This window comes from Pseudomonas sp. TWR2-1-1 (genome assembly GCF_049897045.1).
Lineage (GTDB): Bacteria > Pseudomonadota > Gammaproteobacteria > Pseudomonadales > Pseudomonadaceae > Aquipseudomonas > Aquipseudomonas versuta.
The window spans coordinates 359,218-374,637 of record NZ_JAFCVM010000005.1 but is presented as its reverse complement, the minus strand read 5'-3'; the positions used below and the strand labels follow the sequence as shown (position 1 = coordinate 374,637).

Annotated in this window: 15 protein-coding genes; 4 read left to right on the top strand and 11 right to left on the bottom strand. The window is 59.6% G+C overall.

Annotation, left to right across the window (positions count from 1 at the left end; all coding sequences use genetic code 11):
- Positions 1-46: 46 nt before the first annotated feature.
- The 7 genes from hflX to ACP7BO_RS15340 all read right to left on the bottom strand — a co-directional run bounded on the left by hflX (position 47) and on the right by ACP7BO_RS15340 (position 7,352).
- Complete coding sequence (gene hflX / locus ACP7BO_RS15370) at positions 47-1,348, bottom strand: ribosome rescue GTPase HflX (protein ID WP_060695768.1); 1,302 nt, start codon at positions 1,346-1,348, stop codon at positions 47-49.
- A 12-nt stretch (positions 1,349-1,360) separates the two neighbouring features.
- Complete coding sequence (gene hfq, locus ACP7BO_RS15365; RefSeq protein ID WP_003439025.1) at positions 1,361-1,621, bottom strand: RNA chaperone Hfq; 261 nt, start codon at positions 1,619-1,621, stop codon at positions 1,361-1,363.
- 89 nt (positions 1,622-1,710) lie between these two features.
- Positions 1,711-2,691, bottom strand: a complete 981-nt coding sequence (miaA, locus tag ACP7BO_RS15360) for a tRNA (adenosine(37)-N6)-dimethylallyltransferase MiaA (RefSeq protein ID WP_060695770.1) — start codon at positions 2,689-2,691, stop codon at positions 1,711-1,713.
- On the bottom strand, positions 2,691-4,604 hold the full coding sequence (mutL, locus tag ACP7BO_RS15355) for a DNA mismatch repair endonuclease MutL (protein ID WP_426211245.1): 1,914 nt from the start codon (positions 4,602-4,604) through the stop codon (positions 2,691-2,693). Before mutL ends, miaA begins: the two co-directional genes overlap by 1 nt.
- Positions 4,601-6,025, bottom strand: coding sequence for an N-acetylmuramoyl-L-alanine amidase (locus ACP7BO_RS15350; protein ID WP_397457318.1), 1,425 nt, complete (start codon positions 6,023-6,025; stop codon positions 4,601-4,603). Before ACP7BO_RS15350 ends, mutL begins: the two co-directional genes overlap by 4 nt.
- A 2-nt stretch (positions 6,026-6,027) precedes the next feature.
- Positions 6,028-6,504: a tRNA (adenosine(37)-N6)-threonylcarbamoyltransferase complex ATPase subunit type 1 TsaE gene (gene tsaE, locus ACP7BO_RS15345; protein WP_426211243.1), complete on the bottom strand. Its 477-nt coding sequence runs from the start codon at positions 6,502-6,504 to the stop codon at positions 6,028-6,030.
- Complete coding sequence (locus ACP7BO_RS15340) at positions 6,492-7,352, bottom strand: NAD(P)H-hydrate dehydratase (protein WP_397455047.1); 861 nt, start codon at positions 7,350-7,352, stop codon at positions 6,492-6,494. The genes tsaE and ACP7BO_RS15340 overlap by 13 nt, the downstream gene beginning before the upstream one ends.
- Before the next feature lie 62 nt (positions 7,353-7,414).
- Between ACP7BO_RS15340 and queG the strand changes: the two genes are divergently transcribed.
- Positions 7,415-8,482 (top strand): tRNA epoxyqueuosine(34) reductase QueG, encoded by a 1,068-nt coding sequence (gene queG / locus ACP7BO_RS15335; protein WP_426211240.1) that lies wholly within the window; start codon positions 7,415-7,417, stop codon positions 8,480-8,482.
- A 19-nt stretch (positions 8,483-8,501) separates the two neighbouring features.
- On the opposite strand, the gene ACP7BO_RS15330 is transcribed toward queG, so the two are convergent.
- Both ACP7BO_RS15330 and orn read right to left on the bottom strand, forming a co-directional pair.
- Complete coding sequence (locus ACP7BO_RS15330) at positions 8,502-9,113, bottom strand: trimeric intracellular cation channel family protein (RefSeq protein ID WP_003439018.1); 612 nt, start codon at positions 9,111-9,113, stop codon at positions 8,502-8,504.
- A gap of 145 nt (positions 9,114-9,258) precedes the next feature.
- Entirely contained in the window at positions 9,259-9,801 is a 543-nt protein-coding gene (orn, locus tag ACP7BO_RS15325) for an oligoribonuclease (RefSeq protein ID WP_426211238.1), read from the bottom strand.
- A gap of 106 nt (positions 9,802-9,907) precedes the next feature.
- Here orn and rsgA point away from each other — a divergent pair, with 106 nt between their 5' ends.
- The gene (gene rsgA, locus ACP7BO_RS15320; RefSeq protein WP_003439013.1) at positions 9,908-10,939 is read left to right on the top strand and encodes a small ribosomal subunit biogenesis GTPase RsgA; all 1,032 of its coding nucleotides are present in this window, start codon (positions 9,908-9,910) and stop codon (positions 10,937-10,939) included.
- A 46-nt stretch (positions 10,940-10,985) separates the two neighbouring features.
- Here the strand turns inward: rsgA and motB are convergent, their stop codons facing one another.
- Together motB and motA are read right to left on the bottom strand one after the other, a co-directional pair.
- On the bottom strand, positions 10,986-11,990 hold the full coding sequence (gene motB / locus ACP7BO_RS15315; RefSeq protein WP_426211235.1) for a flagellar motor protein MotB: 1,005 nt from the start codon (positions 11,988-11,990) through the stop codon (positions 10,986-10,988).
- A gap of 3 nt (positions 11,991-11,993) precedes the next feature.
- Positions 11,994-12,845 carry a flagellar motor stator protein MotA gene (motA, locus tag ACP7BO_RS15310; protein ID WP_060695781.1) on the bottom strand — a complete coding sequence of 284 codons (852 nt, stop codon included), beginning with the start codon at positions 12,843-12,845 and terminating at the stop codon, positions 11,994-11,996.
- A 164-nt stretch (positions 12,846-13,009) separates the two neighbouring features.
- Between motA and ACP7BO_RS15305 the strand changes: the two genes are divergently transcribed.
- A complete protein-coding gene (locus ACP7BO_RS15305; protein ID WP_426211233.1) occupies positions 13,010-14,548 on the top strand; it encodes an HDOD domain-containing protein in 1,539 nt (512 codons plus the stop codon).
- A gap of 43 nt (positions 14,549-14,591) precedes the next feature.
- Entirely contained in the window at positions 14,592-15,419 is an 828-nt protein-coding gene (locus ACP7BO_RS15300; RefSeq protein ID WP_397455050.1) for a rhodanese-like domain-containing protein, read from the top strand.
- The last annotated feature ends 1 nt before the right edge of the window (position 15,420 follow it).

Here is a 15,420-nt window from a genome sequence, read left to right as displayed (position 1 = left end):
TGCTACAGAATGCCTACCATAGCGGCACAGCCGCTTTGTGAGGCTTTTATTGCAAAGTGTGTTGTTCGATAAATTCCAGCGGCTGCATCCCTTCGCGGCTGACCAAGCGATTGAGCTCGGATCGCGGCAGGCGTACGTCCAGCAGACTGGCACCCTCATCGTCGTGCTCTTCTTTTTGTACTACCCCCAGTTCAAAGAACTGGGCACGCAGTCGAGCAAAACGTTGCGGCAAGCGCAAGGTACCCACAAACAAATCATTGCCCAGCAACTCGGCGATGGCTTGTTCAAGCAACTCCAGCCCGACCCCGTCACGCGCCGACAACCAGACCCGCTGCGGTTTGCCATCGGCATCCCGCTGGATCTGCGGCTCGACACCTTCAAGCAAATCGATTTTGTTGTAGACCTCGAGGATCGGCAAGTCCTGGGCTCCAATCTCGCCCAGCACCACCATCACCTGCTCGATCTGCGCCATACGCTCAGGTTCGTGCGCATCGATCACGTGCAGCAGCAAATCGGAATTGCTCGACTCTTCGAGCGTAGACCGGAAAGCCTCAACAAGCTTGTGTGGAAGGTGACGAATAAAGCCCACTGTGTCAGCCAGAACAATCGGCCCCAGGTCGGCCAGTTCAAGACGGCGCAAGGTAGGGTCAAGCGTGGCAAACAACTGGTCGGCGGCAAACACGTCAGAGCCGGTAACCGCATTGAACAGTGTGGATTTACCGGCGTTGGTATAACCCACCAGCGACACCGTAGGAATGTCGGCGCGTTGGCGCCCTCTACGGGACTGCTCGCGTTGACTGCGGACTTTTTTCAGGCGGGCCTTGATCTGGCTGATGCGTACGCGCAACAGACGACGGTCTGTTTCGAGCTGGGTTTCACCCGGCCCGCGCATACCAATACCCCCACCTTGACGCTCAAGGTGAGTCCAGCCGCGCACAAGGCGCGTGCTCATGTGATCAAGCTGGGCCAGTTCGACCTGCAGCTTGCCTTCATGGGTACGGGCGCGTTGAGCGAAGATGTCGAGAATCAACCCGGTACGGTCAAGTACGCGACACTCGAATACACGCTCGAGGTTACGCTCCTGACTCGGGGTGAGGACGTGATTGAAAATCACAATGTCGACCTTCTCGGCCTTGACCAGGTCGCGTAACTCCTCGACCTTGCCACTGCCAATCAGGTACTTGGCCGATGGCCGATGACGCGGCACGTTAAAAAACGCGACCGTCTCGGCGCCGGCCGATACAGCTAACTCCTGGAACTCCTGCGGATCTTCGCGCGCCTCAGGGTCCTGTCCTTCCAAGTGAACGAGGATCGCTCGCTCACCACCACCGTGGCGCTCAAAGAACAAAGCAGACTCCTATCAGGCGTTACCTGGTTCAGCGTCTGCCAGTTCCGATTCAGCTGCGCTTGGCAGACGAATAGGACGTACTGGTACGACTGTCGAGATAGCGTGCTTGTAAACCATTTGGCTGACGGTGTTTTTCAGCAGAATCACGAACTGGTCGAAAGACTCGATAGTCCCCTGCAGCTTGATCCCGTTGACCAGATAGATGGAAACGCCAACCTTCTCTTTACGCAAAGTATTCAAGTAAGGGTCTTGTAGCGAATGCCCTTTTGACATATGCCGCACTCCTGTAAGGATAAAAATAGAAACAAAAATTAGATGGCTGATGACGCCATACCCATAGGATAGACGGCATTTCCTGAGACTCAGCTCAATATGGAGACCGATTCCAGGTATTTCAAGGCTCGTGGCAGATTGTCGCAGTCCAGACTGTCCAGCCAATGCAGATCATTCCAGCTGCGTAACCAGGTGAACTGACGCTTGGCCAACTGGCGCGTGGCAATTATGCCGCGCTCCTGCATCTCGGCCGCTGTCAGCTTGCCGTCAAGGTAATCCCAGACTTGCCGGTAACCCACTGCACGTATAGACGGCAACCCTGCATGCAGGTCACTTCTATTACGCAGGGCTAGGACCTCATCAATGAACCCCTGTTCCAGCATCTGCCCGAATCTTTGTGCAATTCGCTCATGCAGCACCTGACGATTAGCCGGAGCAATGGCCAGGTTCGCGACAGTATAGGGCAATTGACTGCAGCCAGAAGCCGCTGCTTTAGTAGATTCTTCAGATTGTTTCTGGCGGTGGTCCGTCATGCTCATGCCGCTGACCCGATAAACCTCTAAGGCACGGGTCAGACGCTGCGGATCGTTGGGATGAATGCGTGCCGCCGACGCTGGATCGATGGCTGCCAACTGGTCGTGCAACGCTTGCCAGCCGAGGCGCAATGCCTCTTCCTCGAGTTGCGCACGCACTTGCGGATCGGCCGCAGGCATGTCTGCCAGCCCCTCACTAAGCGCTTTGTAATAGAGCATGGTGCCGCCCACCAACAGCGGGATATTGCCGCGAGCGGTGATTTCAGCCATGGCTGTGAGCGCATCACGACGGAAATCAGCCGCCGAATAGCTTTCAGCCGGGTCGAGAATATCGATCAGCCGGTGCGGATGCGCGGCCAGGATTTCTTTCGAGGGTTTGGCCGTGCCGATATCCATACCGCGATAGACCAGTGCCGAGTCGACACTGACCAGCTCGCAGGGCAGCACCTTGCTCAGCTCGATCGCTAGGTCGGTTTTGCCCGCGGCAGTCGGCCCCATCAAAAAGATGGCCGGAGGTAAAGCGTTGGAACCTGTCATCAGCGACCGCGCAAAAAGAGTTTGTCCAAGTCGTCCAGACCCATTTGGGTCCAGGTCGGACGACCATGATTGCACTGACCGCTGCGCTCGGTATTTTCCATGTCACGCAACAAGCCGTTCATTTCCGGCAAGGCCAGGCGCCGATTGGCGCGGATCGCACCGTGGCAGGCCATGGTGCCGAGCAATTCATTGAGATGTGCCTGAATCCGGTCACTGGTACCGTACTCCATCAGATCGGCCAATACGTCGTGCACCAGACGCTGTGCCTCAGCCTGCTTGAGCAGGGCCGGAATCTGGCGGATGGCCAATGTTTCCGGTCCCAGGCGCTGCAGCTCAAAGCCAAGACGCTGGAACCACTCGGCGTGCTCTTCGGCGCAATCGGCTTCCCGCTGACTGACTGCAATCGACTCCGGCACCAGCAGCGGCTGACCGCTCAGCCCTTCACTGGCCATGGCGATCTTCAAGCGCTCATACATGATCCGCTCGTGGGCCGCATGCATGTCCACCAGCACCAGCCCCTGGGCGTTTTCCGCGAGGATATAAATGCCCTTGAGCTGCGCCAGTGCATAGCCCAGCGGCGGAATATCGCCCTGCCCTTCAGGCATCGGCGAGGCGCCGGCCTCAGGCAATGGCGCGAAAAATTCCCGGTAGGCGTTGCGCGCCTCCGCGGCCGGAACAGACGGCGTCGCCGATGGCGGGCGATAGAACGATTGATAGCCCGCCCCGGCACCAGAACCCGGCACATGGGCCGAAGGTGCAGCCTGGGGCGGCTCGAGCAGATTCGCCGCCAGACGCATTTCACCTTGCGGGCCAAACTCACCCGCATCGATCCCGGTAGGCCGTTCGGCACCCGGTACCGGCGCAGGGGCCGCCAGTTGATCTTCCGGTCGCACATCGCCCAGAGCGCGGTGCAACGTGCCGTACAAGAAGTCATGCACCATGCGCCCGTCACGGAAACGCACTTCGTGCTTGGTCGGGTGCACGTTGACGTCTACCGCCGCCGGGTCGACCTCAAAAAACAGCACGAAGGTCGGATGACGGCCGTTGAACAGCACATCGCGGTAAGCCTGACGCACCGCGTGCGCCACCAATTTGTCGCGCACTGCACGGCCATTCACATAGAAGTACTGCAAGTCGGCCTGGCTGCGCGAAAAGGTCGGCAAGCCCACCCAGCCCCACAAATGCAGGCCGTTGCGCTCGATCTCGATCGGCAGCGCCTGCTCCAGGAAGGCCGCACCGCACACTGCCGCCACACGCCTGGCGCGGGCAGTATCGTCGTGGGCTTCGTGTAGATTGAGGATGGTTTTACCGTTGTGCCGCAGATTGAACGCCACATCAAAACGCGCCAGCGCCAAACGCTTGATTACTTCTTGCAGGTGATCGAATTCGGTTTTTTCAGTTTTGAGAAACTTGCGCCGCGCAGGCGTGTTGAAAAACAGGTCCCGTACTTCAACCGAGGTACCGACCGGATGGGCTGCCGGCTGGACCCGGGGCGCCATGTCGCGCCCCTCGGTCTCAACCTGCCACGCCTGATCGGCGCCGCGGGTGCGCGATGTCAGGGTCAGCCTTGCCACCGAACTGATGGAGGCCAGCGCCTCGCCTCGAAAACCCAGGCTCATCACCCGCTCAAGGTCTTCCAGGTCGCGGATCTTGCTGGTGGCGTGACGCGCCAGGGCCAGCGGCAAGTCGTCGCTGGAAATCCCGCTGCCATCGTCGCGCACCCGCAGCAGCTTGATGCCGGCCTGCTCCACATCCACGTCGATTCGTTTGGCACCCGAGTCGAGGCTGTTTTCCAGCAGCTCCTTAATCACCGACGCCGGGCGCTCAACCACCTCGCCAGCCGCAATCTGGTTAGCCAGGCGCGGGCTGAGCAGCTCGATACGCGCACTACTGTTCAACACCCCGTCACTCATTGCTTGGACACCAGTTCGGTGGCAGGGATGTTCAGGTTCTGGCCAACTCGCAACTCATCGGTTTTCAAGTTGTTGCTCGACCGCAGCGTCGCAACCCCCACCTGATAACGCACAGCAATCATCGCCAGGGTTTCGCCAGGACGAACCGTGTGTTCGCGTGCACCCTGGGCGATTTTGCCGGTATCACGCAGCCAGGCAATGTAAGTGCCCGGTGGCGGGTTTTGCTGGAAGAATTGACGCACACCACTGCTGATCGAACGTGCCAGCGCCTGCTGGTGGCTGGAGGACGACAGTTTGTTGGCTTCGTTGGCGTTCGAGATAAACCCGGTTTCGACGAGAATCGATGGAATATCCGGCGATTTGAGCACCATGAACCCGGCTTGTTCCACGCGCTGCTTGTGCAGCGGCGTCACTCGACCGATGTTGCTCAAGACTTTTTGCCCTACGTTCAGGCTGGAGGTGAGCGAAGCGGTCATCGACAAATCGAGCAACACGCCTGCCAGCATCCGGTCCTTGTCATCCAGGCTCACGTTCCCGGCGCCACCGATCAAGTCAGAACGGTTTTCACTGTCTGCCAGCCAACGAGCGGTTTCGGACGTTGCGCCGCGCTCGGACAAGGCGAAGACCGATGCACCAAAGGCAGCCTTGGAAGGCGCGGCGTCAGCGTGGATAGACACAAACAGGTCGGCGCCCTTCTTGCGGGCAATTTCGGTGCGTCCGCGTAACGGAATAAAGTAGTCGCCGGTACGGGTGAGCTCGGCTTTAAAGCCTTTCATGCCGTTGATCTGGCGCTGCAGCTCTTTGGCAATCGCCAGTACCACGTTCTTCTCGTGCTGACCGCCAGCACCCGAAGCGCCCGGGTCTTCGCCGCCATGTCCGGCGTCAATCACCACCACTACGTTACGTTTGCCACTGGGCACGGGAGGCAGATTGACCTCTGGTTGCGCGGGGGTCACCGGTACCACCGGAACCGTCGCCACATTGGTCGCCGGCAAACTCGGGCTCAGGTCAGCCCCCTGGTCATACAGGTCGACCACCAGACGGTTGCCGTATTGCGCATTAGGTGGGAGAACGAAGCTTTTAGGGGTCACGGCCCTTTTCAGATCGATCACCACCCGCAAGTCGGTAGGCGTGCGTTGCGCCGAGCGCATGCTGGTGATTGGCGTGTTGGCCGTGGCCACATTCAAAGGCCCGCCAAGGGTCGCGCCATTGATATCAATCACCAGGCGATCCGGTGCTGTTAGCGTAAATACGCTGTGTTGCACCGGGCCTGTGAGGTCAAACACCAGCCGAGTGTTGTCCGGAGCACGCCATAAACGAACGCTTTTTACCTGAGTCGCGGCCACGGCATTCACGGCCATGACACTGAGCAACAGACCAACGACACTCACTAACGCGCGAAAGCGCATACCAAACCCCATCATTATTTGTATTCCGGTGCCAAGGCGGCACACCAAGACTCGCCACGTGAACCTTGGGGCGTCAACTTCAGCAAACGCCCGGTGTTATGCGGGCTAATGGTAATGGTAATGGTCAGGTCAGGCTTTGGCAAAAAGCCTGCACCTTTATCGGGCCACTCGATCAAGCATAGGGCGTCTTCGTCGAAATAATCGCGAATCCCCATATATTCCAGCTCTTCAGGGTCGACCAGGCGATACAGATCAAAGTGAAAAGCGCGTATATCGCCAATTTCGTAAGGCTCGACCAGGGTAAAGGTCGGACTTTTGACCGAGCCAGTGTGCCCCAAGCCGCGAATCAAACCCCGTGACAGGGTGGTTTTACCCATCCCCAAGTCGCCATCGAGAAAGATCAGACCGTGACCCTGGGTAACGGTCGCCAAGCGTGCGCCAAACGCGGTCATGGCCTCTTCATCAGCCAGATGCAGTGTTATCTCGTGCACGGTGCGTATTCCTCCAACAACTGACGAATGACTGGTATCAAATCACTGGCCGCCAGCCCACGGCCCAATATTCCTTGTTGTTCACCGGCGCGGGCATGCAGCCACACCGCCAGACATGCCGCCTCAAATGCAGTCATGCCCTGAGCCAGCAAGGCGCCGATCACGCCAGCCAGCACGTCGCCCAGACCTGCCGTCGCCATTGCCGGGTGGCCATGATTGCACACGGCCAGCTCATCATTCAGGCCTGCGATCAAGGTGCCTGCACCTTTAAGAACGCACACCACTGAGTATTTTTTAACCAGCGCCCGGACTGCAGCAGGGCGGTCGGCCTGCACTTGTGCAGTACTGATCCCCAGCAACCGCGAGGCTTCACCGGGATGCGGAGTGATAACCGAACCTGACGCCAGTTTAAAGTCAGCGTTGGACAACAGATTCAGCGCATCGGCATCCCAGACTTGAGGCATTTTTGCCTGAGCCGCCGCCGATAACAAACTGCGGCCCCATGGCGCCTGCCCCAACCCTGGCCCCACCACCAAAACCGAGGCCTGGGCCAACACACCCATCAGCTGATTGGCCGATGACACACCCAGGGTCATCACCTCCGGCAGGCGCACCAGAGCGCCAGGCACATGCTCAGGCCGGGTAGCCAGCGACACCAGCCCCGCACCGCAGCGCAATGCCGCCTGCGCACTAAGGGTAATCGACCCGCCAAACCCCCGGTCTCCGCCAATCAGCAGCACATGCCCGAACTGGCCTTTATGGGCATCCGGCGCTCGCGCAGGCAGCCGCGACAGGTTATCGGCGAGAAGGGGTTCAGGGCTGGCAAACAGGCGTTTGGTCTGTGGCATGGGTATCGGGCTCCGATGTCTGGCAGAATTATACGCATCTCAGCCCCGGTTTCTCTTGCCTCATGCCTGCTATTACCGTCGACCTCCCCGCTCTCGCACAATCCATCAAGGAATGGGGCCGCGAGCTGGGCTTTCAACAAGTCGCCATTGCCGGCCTCGACCTGGGAGAACACGAGCAACATCTGGAGCGCTGGCTGGCAGCCGGCTACCACGGCGACATGGAATACATGGGCGCACATGGCAGCAAACGTTCACATCCTGAAGAGCTAGTGCCCGGCACCTTGCGCGTGGTGTCGCTGCGCATGGACTACCTGCCCGGCGATACCCACATGGCGCAATTGCTGGCCCAGCCTGAAAAAGCCTACGTATCGCGCTACGCCCTGGGCCGCGACTACCACAAGCTGATCCGCAAACGCGTGCAGCAACTGGGTGACCGGATCCAGGCGGACATCGGCCCGTTCGGCTTTCGCGCCTTTGTCGACAGCGCCCCGGTGCTGGAAAAAGCCATCGCGCAAAAGGCCGGCCTGGGCTGGATCGGCAAAAACACCCTGGTACTCAACCGCAAGGCCGGAAGCTACTTCTTTCTGAGCGAGCTGTTTGTGGATTTACCGCTGCCCGTGGATGCGCCCCACGAGACAGAACACTGCGGACGCTGCACTGCATGCCTGGACATTTGCCCCACCAACGCCTTCGTCGGGCCTTACGTACTGGATGCGCGGCGCTGCATTTCATACCTGACCATCGAACTGAAAACCGCGATCCCCGAAGACTTGCGTCCACTGATCGGCAATCGGGTGTTCGGGTGTGACGATTGCCAGATCGTCTGCCCCTGGAACCGCTTTGCCCGCACCACGGCTGAAGGCGACTTCAAACCCCGACACAACCTCGATAACGCCGGGCTGGCCGAACTGTTCATGTGGGACGAAGACAAGTTTCTGAGCAACACCGAAGGCTCTCCGCTACGCCGTGCCGGCTACGAGCGCTGGCTGCGCAACCTGGCGGTTGGCCTGGGCAATGCCCCGTCGAGCATACCGGTACTCGAAGCGCTCAAAGCAAGGCGTGAATACCCGTCCGAGCTGGTACAGGAACATGTGGAGTGGGCGTTGGCCCAGCACGAGCAACGCGTCTGAGCGCACCCGCATCGCTGGCTCAATGCTCGTCGTTGTACACGAACTTGGGCATTTCCCAGTTGAAGCGAATCGCCAGCAAACGCAGCAAAAGCCCGCCGAACAAGGTGACGAAAATCGCCTGATCGTTGGGCATCTGCAGATAGGTGCACAGCAAGAAACACCAGGCCGCAGCAAACGACACGCTGGCGTACAGCTCGCGGCGGAAGATCAGCGGGATGTCGTTACAGAAGATATCGCGCAGGATGCCACCGAACACCCCGGTAATCACGCCACTCACCGAAGCGACCAACATGCCCTGGCCCATTTCGAGCGCGGTCATGCAGCCAATCAGGGTGAACGCTACCAGCCCCAGTGCGTCGAGCACCAAAAACAGTGAGCGCAGATGGCGCATCAACGGCGCGATAAAGATCGTCACCAGCGCGGCAAAGGTGGTGAGCACCAAGTATTCCGGGTGTTTGACCCAGGTCAGCGGGTAATGGCCCAACAGCACATCACGCACCGATCCGCCGCCCAAGGCGGTGACGCAGGCAATCAGCACCACCCCGAACCAGTCCATGCCCCGCCGACCGGCAGACAGTGCCCCGGTCATGGCCTCGGCAGTAATGGCAACTAAATAGAGCATCAGCAACATGGCAGCGATCCTTGCAATAAGGCGCGCAGTCTACTCATTTGCTTCAAGCACCAATAGAGGGCAGAAAACACACACCCTGTAGGAGCGAGCTTGTCTCGCGATCAACATCAAAATCGCGAGACAAGCTCGCTCCTACAGGAGGGGGTTAGAACTTGATGAAGTGCTTGCGGTAGTGCTGTAGCTCGGCAATCGACTCGCGAATGTCGTCCAGCGCCAGGTGCGTGCCTTTTTTCACCAGGCTGTCGCGCACTTCCGGTGCCCAGCGGGCAACCAGCTCTTTAAGGGTCGAGACGTCGAGGTTGCGATAATGGAAGTAGCTCTCGAGGGTTTTCATGTGGGTGTACAAAAAACGCCGGTCCTGGCAAATGCTGTTGCCGCAGATCGGTGATTTGCCTTTAGGCACCCATTGCTCAAGAAAGGCGAGGGTCTGCGCCTCGGCCTCGGCCATGGTGGTGGTGCTGTCCTTGACCCGCTGGGTCAGGCCGCTGCCACCGTGAGTGCGAGTGTTCCATTCGTCCATGCGCGCCAGCACTTCATCGCTGTGATGGATGGCGATAACCGGACCTTCAGCCAAGGTGTTGAGGTTGCTGTCGGTGACGATGGTGGCCATTTCAATAATGACGTCGTTATCAGGATCCAGACCGGTCATTTCCAGGTCGATCCAGATCAGGTTCTGCGCGTTGTTCATAAATGGCTCCTGGGCTTAGTCGCGCAGTTTAGCTTAGGCATGCAGCCCTCGTGCTAAACTCGCCAGCGTTTTACCCTCCTTATCGTTTTATCAACACGGAACACCCATGGCCAAACGCCAGCTCAATCGTCGCCAAAACTGGCGCATCGAAAAGATCCAGGGCGAGCGCGCTGCCCGCGCCGCCAAACGTGAATCCAGTGCCGTCGAAGCACTTGAAGGCGGCGACCTGGGCGCCGAACAGCTCGGCCTGGTGATCGCGCACTTTGGGGTGCAGGTCGAAGTCGAAGCCCAGGAAGGCGAGCTGAAAGGCCAGATGTTCCGTTGCCACTTGCGCGCCAACCTGCCTGCACTGGTCACCGGTGACACAGTCGTGTGGCGCGCGGGCAACCAGGGGATCGGCGTTATCGTCGCCCAGTTGCCGCGTAAAACCGAACTCTGCCGCCCGGACAGCCGCGGTCAGCTAAAACCGGTCGCAGCAAACGTCGACATGATCGTCATCGTGTTCGCTCCGATGCCCGAGCCGCATGCAAACCTGATCGACCGCTACCTGGTAGCCGCCGAGCACGCCGGGATTCGTCCCTTGCTGCTGCTCAACAAAGCCGACCTGATCGACGACCAGAACGCTCCGGCGCTGAATGCTTTGTTGGCGGTGTATCGCCAGCTGGGCTACCCGGTGCTGGAAGTTTCGGCGCACCACGGCGATGGCATGCAGCAGTTGCAAGCGCAACTGGACGGCCACATCAGCGTGTTTGTGGGCCAGTCAGGCGTGGGCAAATCGTCCCTGGTCAACAGCCTGCTGCCGGAGGTCAACCTTCGTGTCGGGCCATTGTCCGAAGTCTCGGGCCAGGGCACGCACACCACCACCACCGCACGCTTGTTCCACTTCCCGGGCGGCGGCGATTTGATCGACTCCCCGGGGATTCGCGAGTTTGGCCTGGGCCACGTGAGCCGGGCTGATGTAGAAGCGGGCTTTATCGAGTTCAACGACTTGATCGGCCGCTGCCGCTTCCGCGACTGCAAACACGACCGCGAACCAGGCTGTGCTTTGTTGATGGCGCTGGAGGATGGCCGCGTGCAGCAACAGCGCATGAACAGCTATCGCTCGATCATTGCCAGCTTGCCCGAGTCGAGTTACTGACCCCGGCGACTCTGCAGAAGCGAGCTGTAAAGCTCGCCCCTGCAGATCAGGGCGTGGCCGGAGCCTTATCGTCAAACAGGTTGAGCTTCTGGCGCGGTTCATGGGCCGGCATCGGCTGCTGATCCGCCGGCAAGGCAGTCGGATCAACCGGCGCCCTGGGCAGTTCTTGCGCCTTGACCGGCTCCGCACCCTGCTCACCCTCAATCGCCTTTTGTGCCTTTTTGGTCAGCACCACAATGTCGATCCGGCGGTTGACCGGGTTGGTCGGGTTGGCTTTATCAAACAGGGCCGACGAGGCATACCCCACCACCCGCGCCACCTGGCTTTGCGGGTAGCTGCCGGCCACAAGTGCGCGTCGGGCCGCATTCGCACGGTTAGCCGACAACTCCCAGTTGCCGAAATCACCACTGCCGGCATAAGGCGTGGCGTCCGTGTGGCCGCTGATGCTGACCTTGTTGGGCACCGCTTCTATGGTGTCGGCCAGGGCTAGCAAAATATCCTCGAAGTACGGCTTGAGCCGCGCACTGCCGACATCGAACATCGGCCGGTTTTCAGCATCCATGATCTGGATCCGCAGGCCGTCCGGGGTGATCTCAAACAGCAACTGGTCCTTGAACTTGCGCAACTGCGGGTTTTCTTCGACCTTGTTCTGCAACTCCTGCAGCAACAGTTCAAGACGCTCTTTCTCGACCTGCTCCGCCACGCTTTCGGCCTGGTCAGAATTAACATGATCAGAGTCGACGTTGATCTTTTCGGGCTGGGGCTGCAGCTGCTCTTCGGGGTTGAGGGTTTTGTCCGGCGCCAGCGCAGGCGTGCCGCCCAGGTCAATGGTGTAGGGCGTGCCGCTTTCGCTGAACCCGATCGGATCCTTGAAGTAGCCGCCGATGGCAATCTTTTGTTCCGGGGTGGCGGCGGTCATCAGCCACATCACCAGAAAGAACGCCATCATCGCCGTGGCAAAGTCGGCGAAGGCGATTTTCCAGGCACCACCGTGATGACCTGATGCGTAGCGCTTGACGCGCTTGATGATGATCGGCTGATTGTTTTCCATAAATCAGCGACCGCGAACCACTTGCTCCAGCTCGGAAAAGCTCGGCCGGTGCTTGGGATACAACACTTTGCGCCCGAACTCGACCGCCAGTGACGGCGGCATGCCCGAGGCCGATGCGACCAGCGATGCCTTGATCGATTCGTATACGTTGAGTTCTTCCTTGGCATCGTGCGCCAGGGATGTGGCCAAAGGGCCAAAGAAACCATACGCCGCCAGGATACCGAAGAATGTACCCACCAAAGCCGCACCTACGTGCTGGCCAATAGCAGCCTGATCGCCCTCCCCCAGGGAGGCCATGGTCACCACGATGCCCAGAACCGCCGCCACGATACCGAAGCCCGGCATGCCGTCGGCAATTCCGGTAACGGCGTGGGAAGGATGCTCCAGCTCCTCCTTGAGGTTGAACAGCTCCATGTCGAACAGCCCCTCAAGCTCGTGGGGCGCCATGTTGCCCGACGACATGATGCGCAGGTAATCACAGATAAATGCCGTCATGCGCTCATCTTTGAGCACGGTCGGGTATTTGGCGAAGATAGGGCTGGCAGCGGCATCCTCGACATCAGCCTCAATGGCCATCATGCCTTCGCGCCGGCTCTTGTTGAGAATCTCGTAAATCAGGCCCAGCACTTCCAGATAAAAAGTGTGGGAGAAGCGTGACCCGAACATGCCCAGTGATTTTTTGATCACGTGCATGGTCATGTAACCCGGGTTGGCCTGCAGGAATGCACCGAACGCCGCGCCGCCAATAATCAGGACCTCGAACGGCTGAATCAGCGCCCCGATCTTGCCGTGGGAAAGTACGTATCCGCCGAGTACGCTCGCGAACACGACGATGATGCCGATAATTTTAGCCATAGATAAAAAGTACTTATTGAGTCGGGTTCAAGATCATATTCAAGCGTGGTGAAACTCTACTTCTCCTTATCGGCAAATCTGCGCCAGACTATAGCCGGTAAAGGCGAAAAACCATTCTGCCCTTTTGGGGCGTGCAACAAATTGATGATGACCGCGCACCCATCATGACCAGTGAAACCATCCCGCCACTAGCAACACCCTCAACCCTGGATGCCTGGGTCCAGCGCCTTGATGCCGCTCAATTGCCGGTCCCGCTGCATAGCCATGCGCTGGTGTGCAAGGCGCTCAACGACAGCCGCCGCTCGTTGCGCGACATTAGCGAAGTGATGCAAGACAGCCCCGCACTGGCGCTGACCCTGATCCGTGAGGCTAACCAGCACCAGCAGAGCAGCCTCAGCGAACCTGCCGAGAGCCTGGAAGTCGCCATCAATCGACTGGGCCTCAAACGCACCCAGACGCTGCTCGAACAGATGAACGCTTTGCCGAATGAGCAAATCCCCCTGGCGTTCCGGCAAATCCAGCTCATCAGCCAACATGCAGCGCAACAGGCCGTCGGTCTGTTCGGCAATCGTCTGGCGCGGCTGTGGCAGGAAATCTACTGGGGCAGCCTGCTGTTTCTCTCGCCGCTGTGGGCGCTGGCGCTGACCTATCCAGAACTGCTCGAAGAATGGGAGCTACGGGTCATTCACAAAGGCGAGCACGCCAGTGAAGTCGAACAGAAACTGTTCGGTGTCCGCCTGTTTGATATCTGCCTTTCACTGGCGCAACTGTGGCGACTGCCGGCATGGGTACTCCAGGGCTACAGGGTCATGCTTGAAGAGCAGCGCACGCTGGTCAGTGTGTTGCACATCGCCCGCGACACTCATAACCCGCTGCGCCAGCAACAGCGGCTGGACGCCGATCCGGCCCTGCGCCGCTGGCTCAATCAACCGGCCAACAGTGTGTTGCTGGCCAACTGCCTGGCGCTGTCGGCTCAATCCGGCTGGGACACCCCGCACAACATGCGCTGGCAGTTGCTGACGGCGCTGTACCTGCAGACCACACTGGATGAAGTGCAGCAACTGGTGCACCAAAACGCGGCGAGCAGCGCTCGCTATCATTCGGTGCCCGACCTGTGGCACCCGGCACAAGCCCTGCTCTGGCCATGGGATACACGCCTTGCCAATCACGCTCGGCAACCCGCTGCACCACCGTCTGCCGAGGCGCTGGCACTATGGCGCAAACTGTGTGGGCAGCTGCTGGCAGAGCCGAGTTCATTCGCCAACGCAATGCACCTCACCACCTGTGCCCGCGAGGCCCTGCTGGCCTGTGGCATGCAACGGCTGATGCTCCTGAAAGCAGATAAAACAGCCACCACCCTGCAGGTTTGCGAGGTGTCCGGGTTGCCCGCGGCGGCATTCGCCATGAGCTTTACCGTCAGTGAAAGTACCGCCCTGCAACGCTTGATGATGCAACCTGCGCAAGTACGCCTGACTCCCGGGAATAACACGACGATTTCTTCGGTCCTGCCTGCCAACTTGCGCCACCTGTTCCCCGGCGAGCATCTGCTGCTACGCTCGCTGAGCAGCAATGGCCGCGTCGTGATGCTGCTCGTGGCTGACCAGGGTGGCGGCATGTTTTGCGAGACCAGCGTGCAGGCATTTGGCAAAACCGCGCAATGCATCGAGAAAGCCCTGAATAGCTTTAGCTCTCGCGGGCGCTAGCCTTGCGCTACAATCCCTCCTTTTTTCGCTCTGGAGACCTCACATGCCTGACTTCTCTGGCTTGGCGCTGGTGATTGAGCCCGGCGACCTGCTCGCACGGCTCAACACCCCCGAACTGATTGTGGTCGACCTGACCAGCGTTGCGCGTTACGAGTCAGGGCATATCCCGGGCGCTCGTTTCGTCGACCCCAAACGCACGCAACTGGGCCAGCCGCCGGCACCCGGCCTGCTGCCGACCCTGCACTCTCTGGAGGCGTTGTTCGGCGAACTGGGGCACAACCCCAACGCGGTCTACGTTGTTTATGACGACGAAGGTGGCGGCTGGGCCGGGCGCTTTATCTGGTTGCTCGACGTTATCGGCCACAAGGCCTATCACTACCTGGATGGCGGGATACACGCCTGGATCGCCGAGGGCTACTCGCTATCCACCGAAGTGCCGCCAGCTGTCGGCGGCCCGGTCGAGCTGACCTTGCATGACGAACCCATTGCCACCCGTGAATACCTGCAAAGCCGTCTGGGCGCTGCTGACCTGGCCATCTGGGATGCACGCAGCGCCGCCGAGTACGCCGGTGAAAAAGTGCTGGCAGCCAAAGGCGGGCATATCCCCGGTGCGAAAAATTTCGAATGGACCGCGGGCATGGATAAAAGCCGCAACCTGCGCATTCGTACCGACATGGCGCAGATCCTCAAGGATCTAGGCATCACGCCGGACAAAGAAGTGATTACCCACTGCCAGACTCACCACCGCTCTGGCTTTACCTATCTCGTTGCCAAATCGCTCGGTTACCCGCGCGTCAAAGGCTACGCCGGCTCCTGGGGCGAATGGGGCAACCACCCCGACACCCCCGTCGAGCTGCCTGTCAAAAACTAAG

What these genes read in the sequence shown, in the direction of transcription:
- ACP7BO_RS15350 (WP_397457318.1), bottom strand. Translation starts at nt 6,025, where the DNA reads ATGGGGTTTGGTATGCGCTTTCGCGCGTTAGTGAGTGTCGTTGGTCTG.
- motA (WP_060695781.1), bottom strand. Translation starts at nt 12,845, where the DNA reads ATGGCTAAAATTATCGGCATCATCGTCGTGTTCGCGAGCGTACTCGGC.
- orn (WP_426211238.1), bottom strand. Translation starts at nt 9,801, where the DNA reads ATGAACAACGCGCAGAACCTGATCTGGATCGACCTGGAAATGACCGGT.
- ACP7BO_RS15340 (WP_397455047.1), bottom strand. Translation starts at nt 7,352, where the DNA reads ATGCCACAGACCAAACGCCTGTTTGCCAGCCCTGAACCCCTTCTCGCC.
- ACP7BO_RS15300 (WP_397455050.1), top strand. Translation starts at nt 14,592, where the DNA reads ATGCCTGACTTCTCTGGCTTGGCGCTGGTGATTGAGCCCGGCGACCTG.
- rsgA (WP_003439013.1), top strand. Translation starts at nt 9,908, where the DNA reads ATGGCCAAACGCCAGCTCAATCGTCGCCAAAACTGGCGCATCGAAAAG.
- mutL (WP_426211245.1), bottom strand. Translation starts at nt 4,604, where the DNA reads ATGAGTGACGGGGTGTTGAACAGTAGTGCGCGTATCGAGCTGCTCAGC.
- hfq (WP_003439025.1), bottom strand. Translation starts at nt 1,621, where the DNA reads ATGTCAAAAGGGCATTCGCTACAAGACCCTTACTTGAATACTTTGCGT.
- miaA (WP_060695770.1), bottom strand. Translation starts at nt 2,691, where the DNA reads ATGACAGGTTCCAACGCTTTACCTCCGGCCATCTTTTTGATGGGGCCG.
- ACP7BO_RS15305 (WP_426211233.1), top strand. Translation starts at nt 13,010, where the DNA reads ATGACCAGTGAAACCATCCCGCCACTAGCAACACCCTCAACCCTGGAT.
- motB (WP_426211235.1), bottom strand. Translation starts at nt 11,990, where the DNA reads ATGGAAAACAATCAGCCGATCATCATCAAGCGCGTCAAGCGCTACGCA.
- queG (WP_426211240.1), top strand. Translation starts at nt 7,415, where the DNA reads ATGCCTGCTATTACCGTCGACCTCCCCGCTCTCGCACAATCCATCAAG.
- ACP7BO_RS15330 (WP_003439018.1), bottom strand. Translation starts at nt 9,113, where the DNA reads ATGTTGCTGATGCTCTATTTAGTTGCCATTACTGCCGAGGCCATGACC.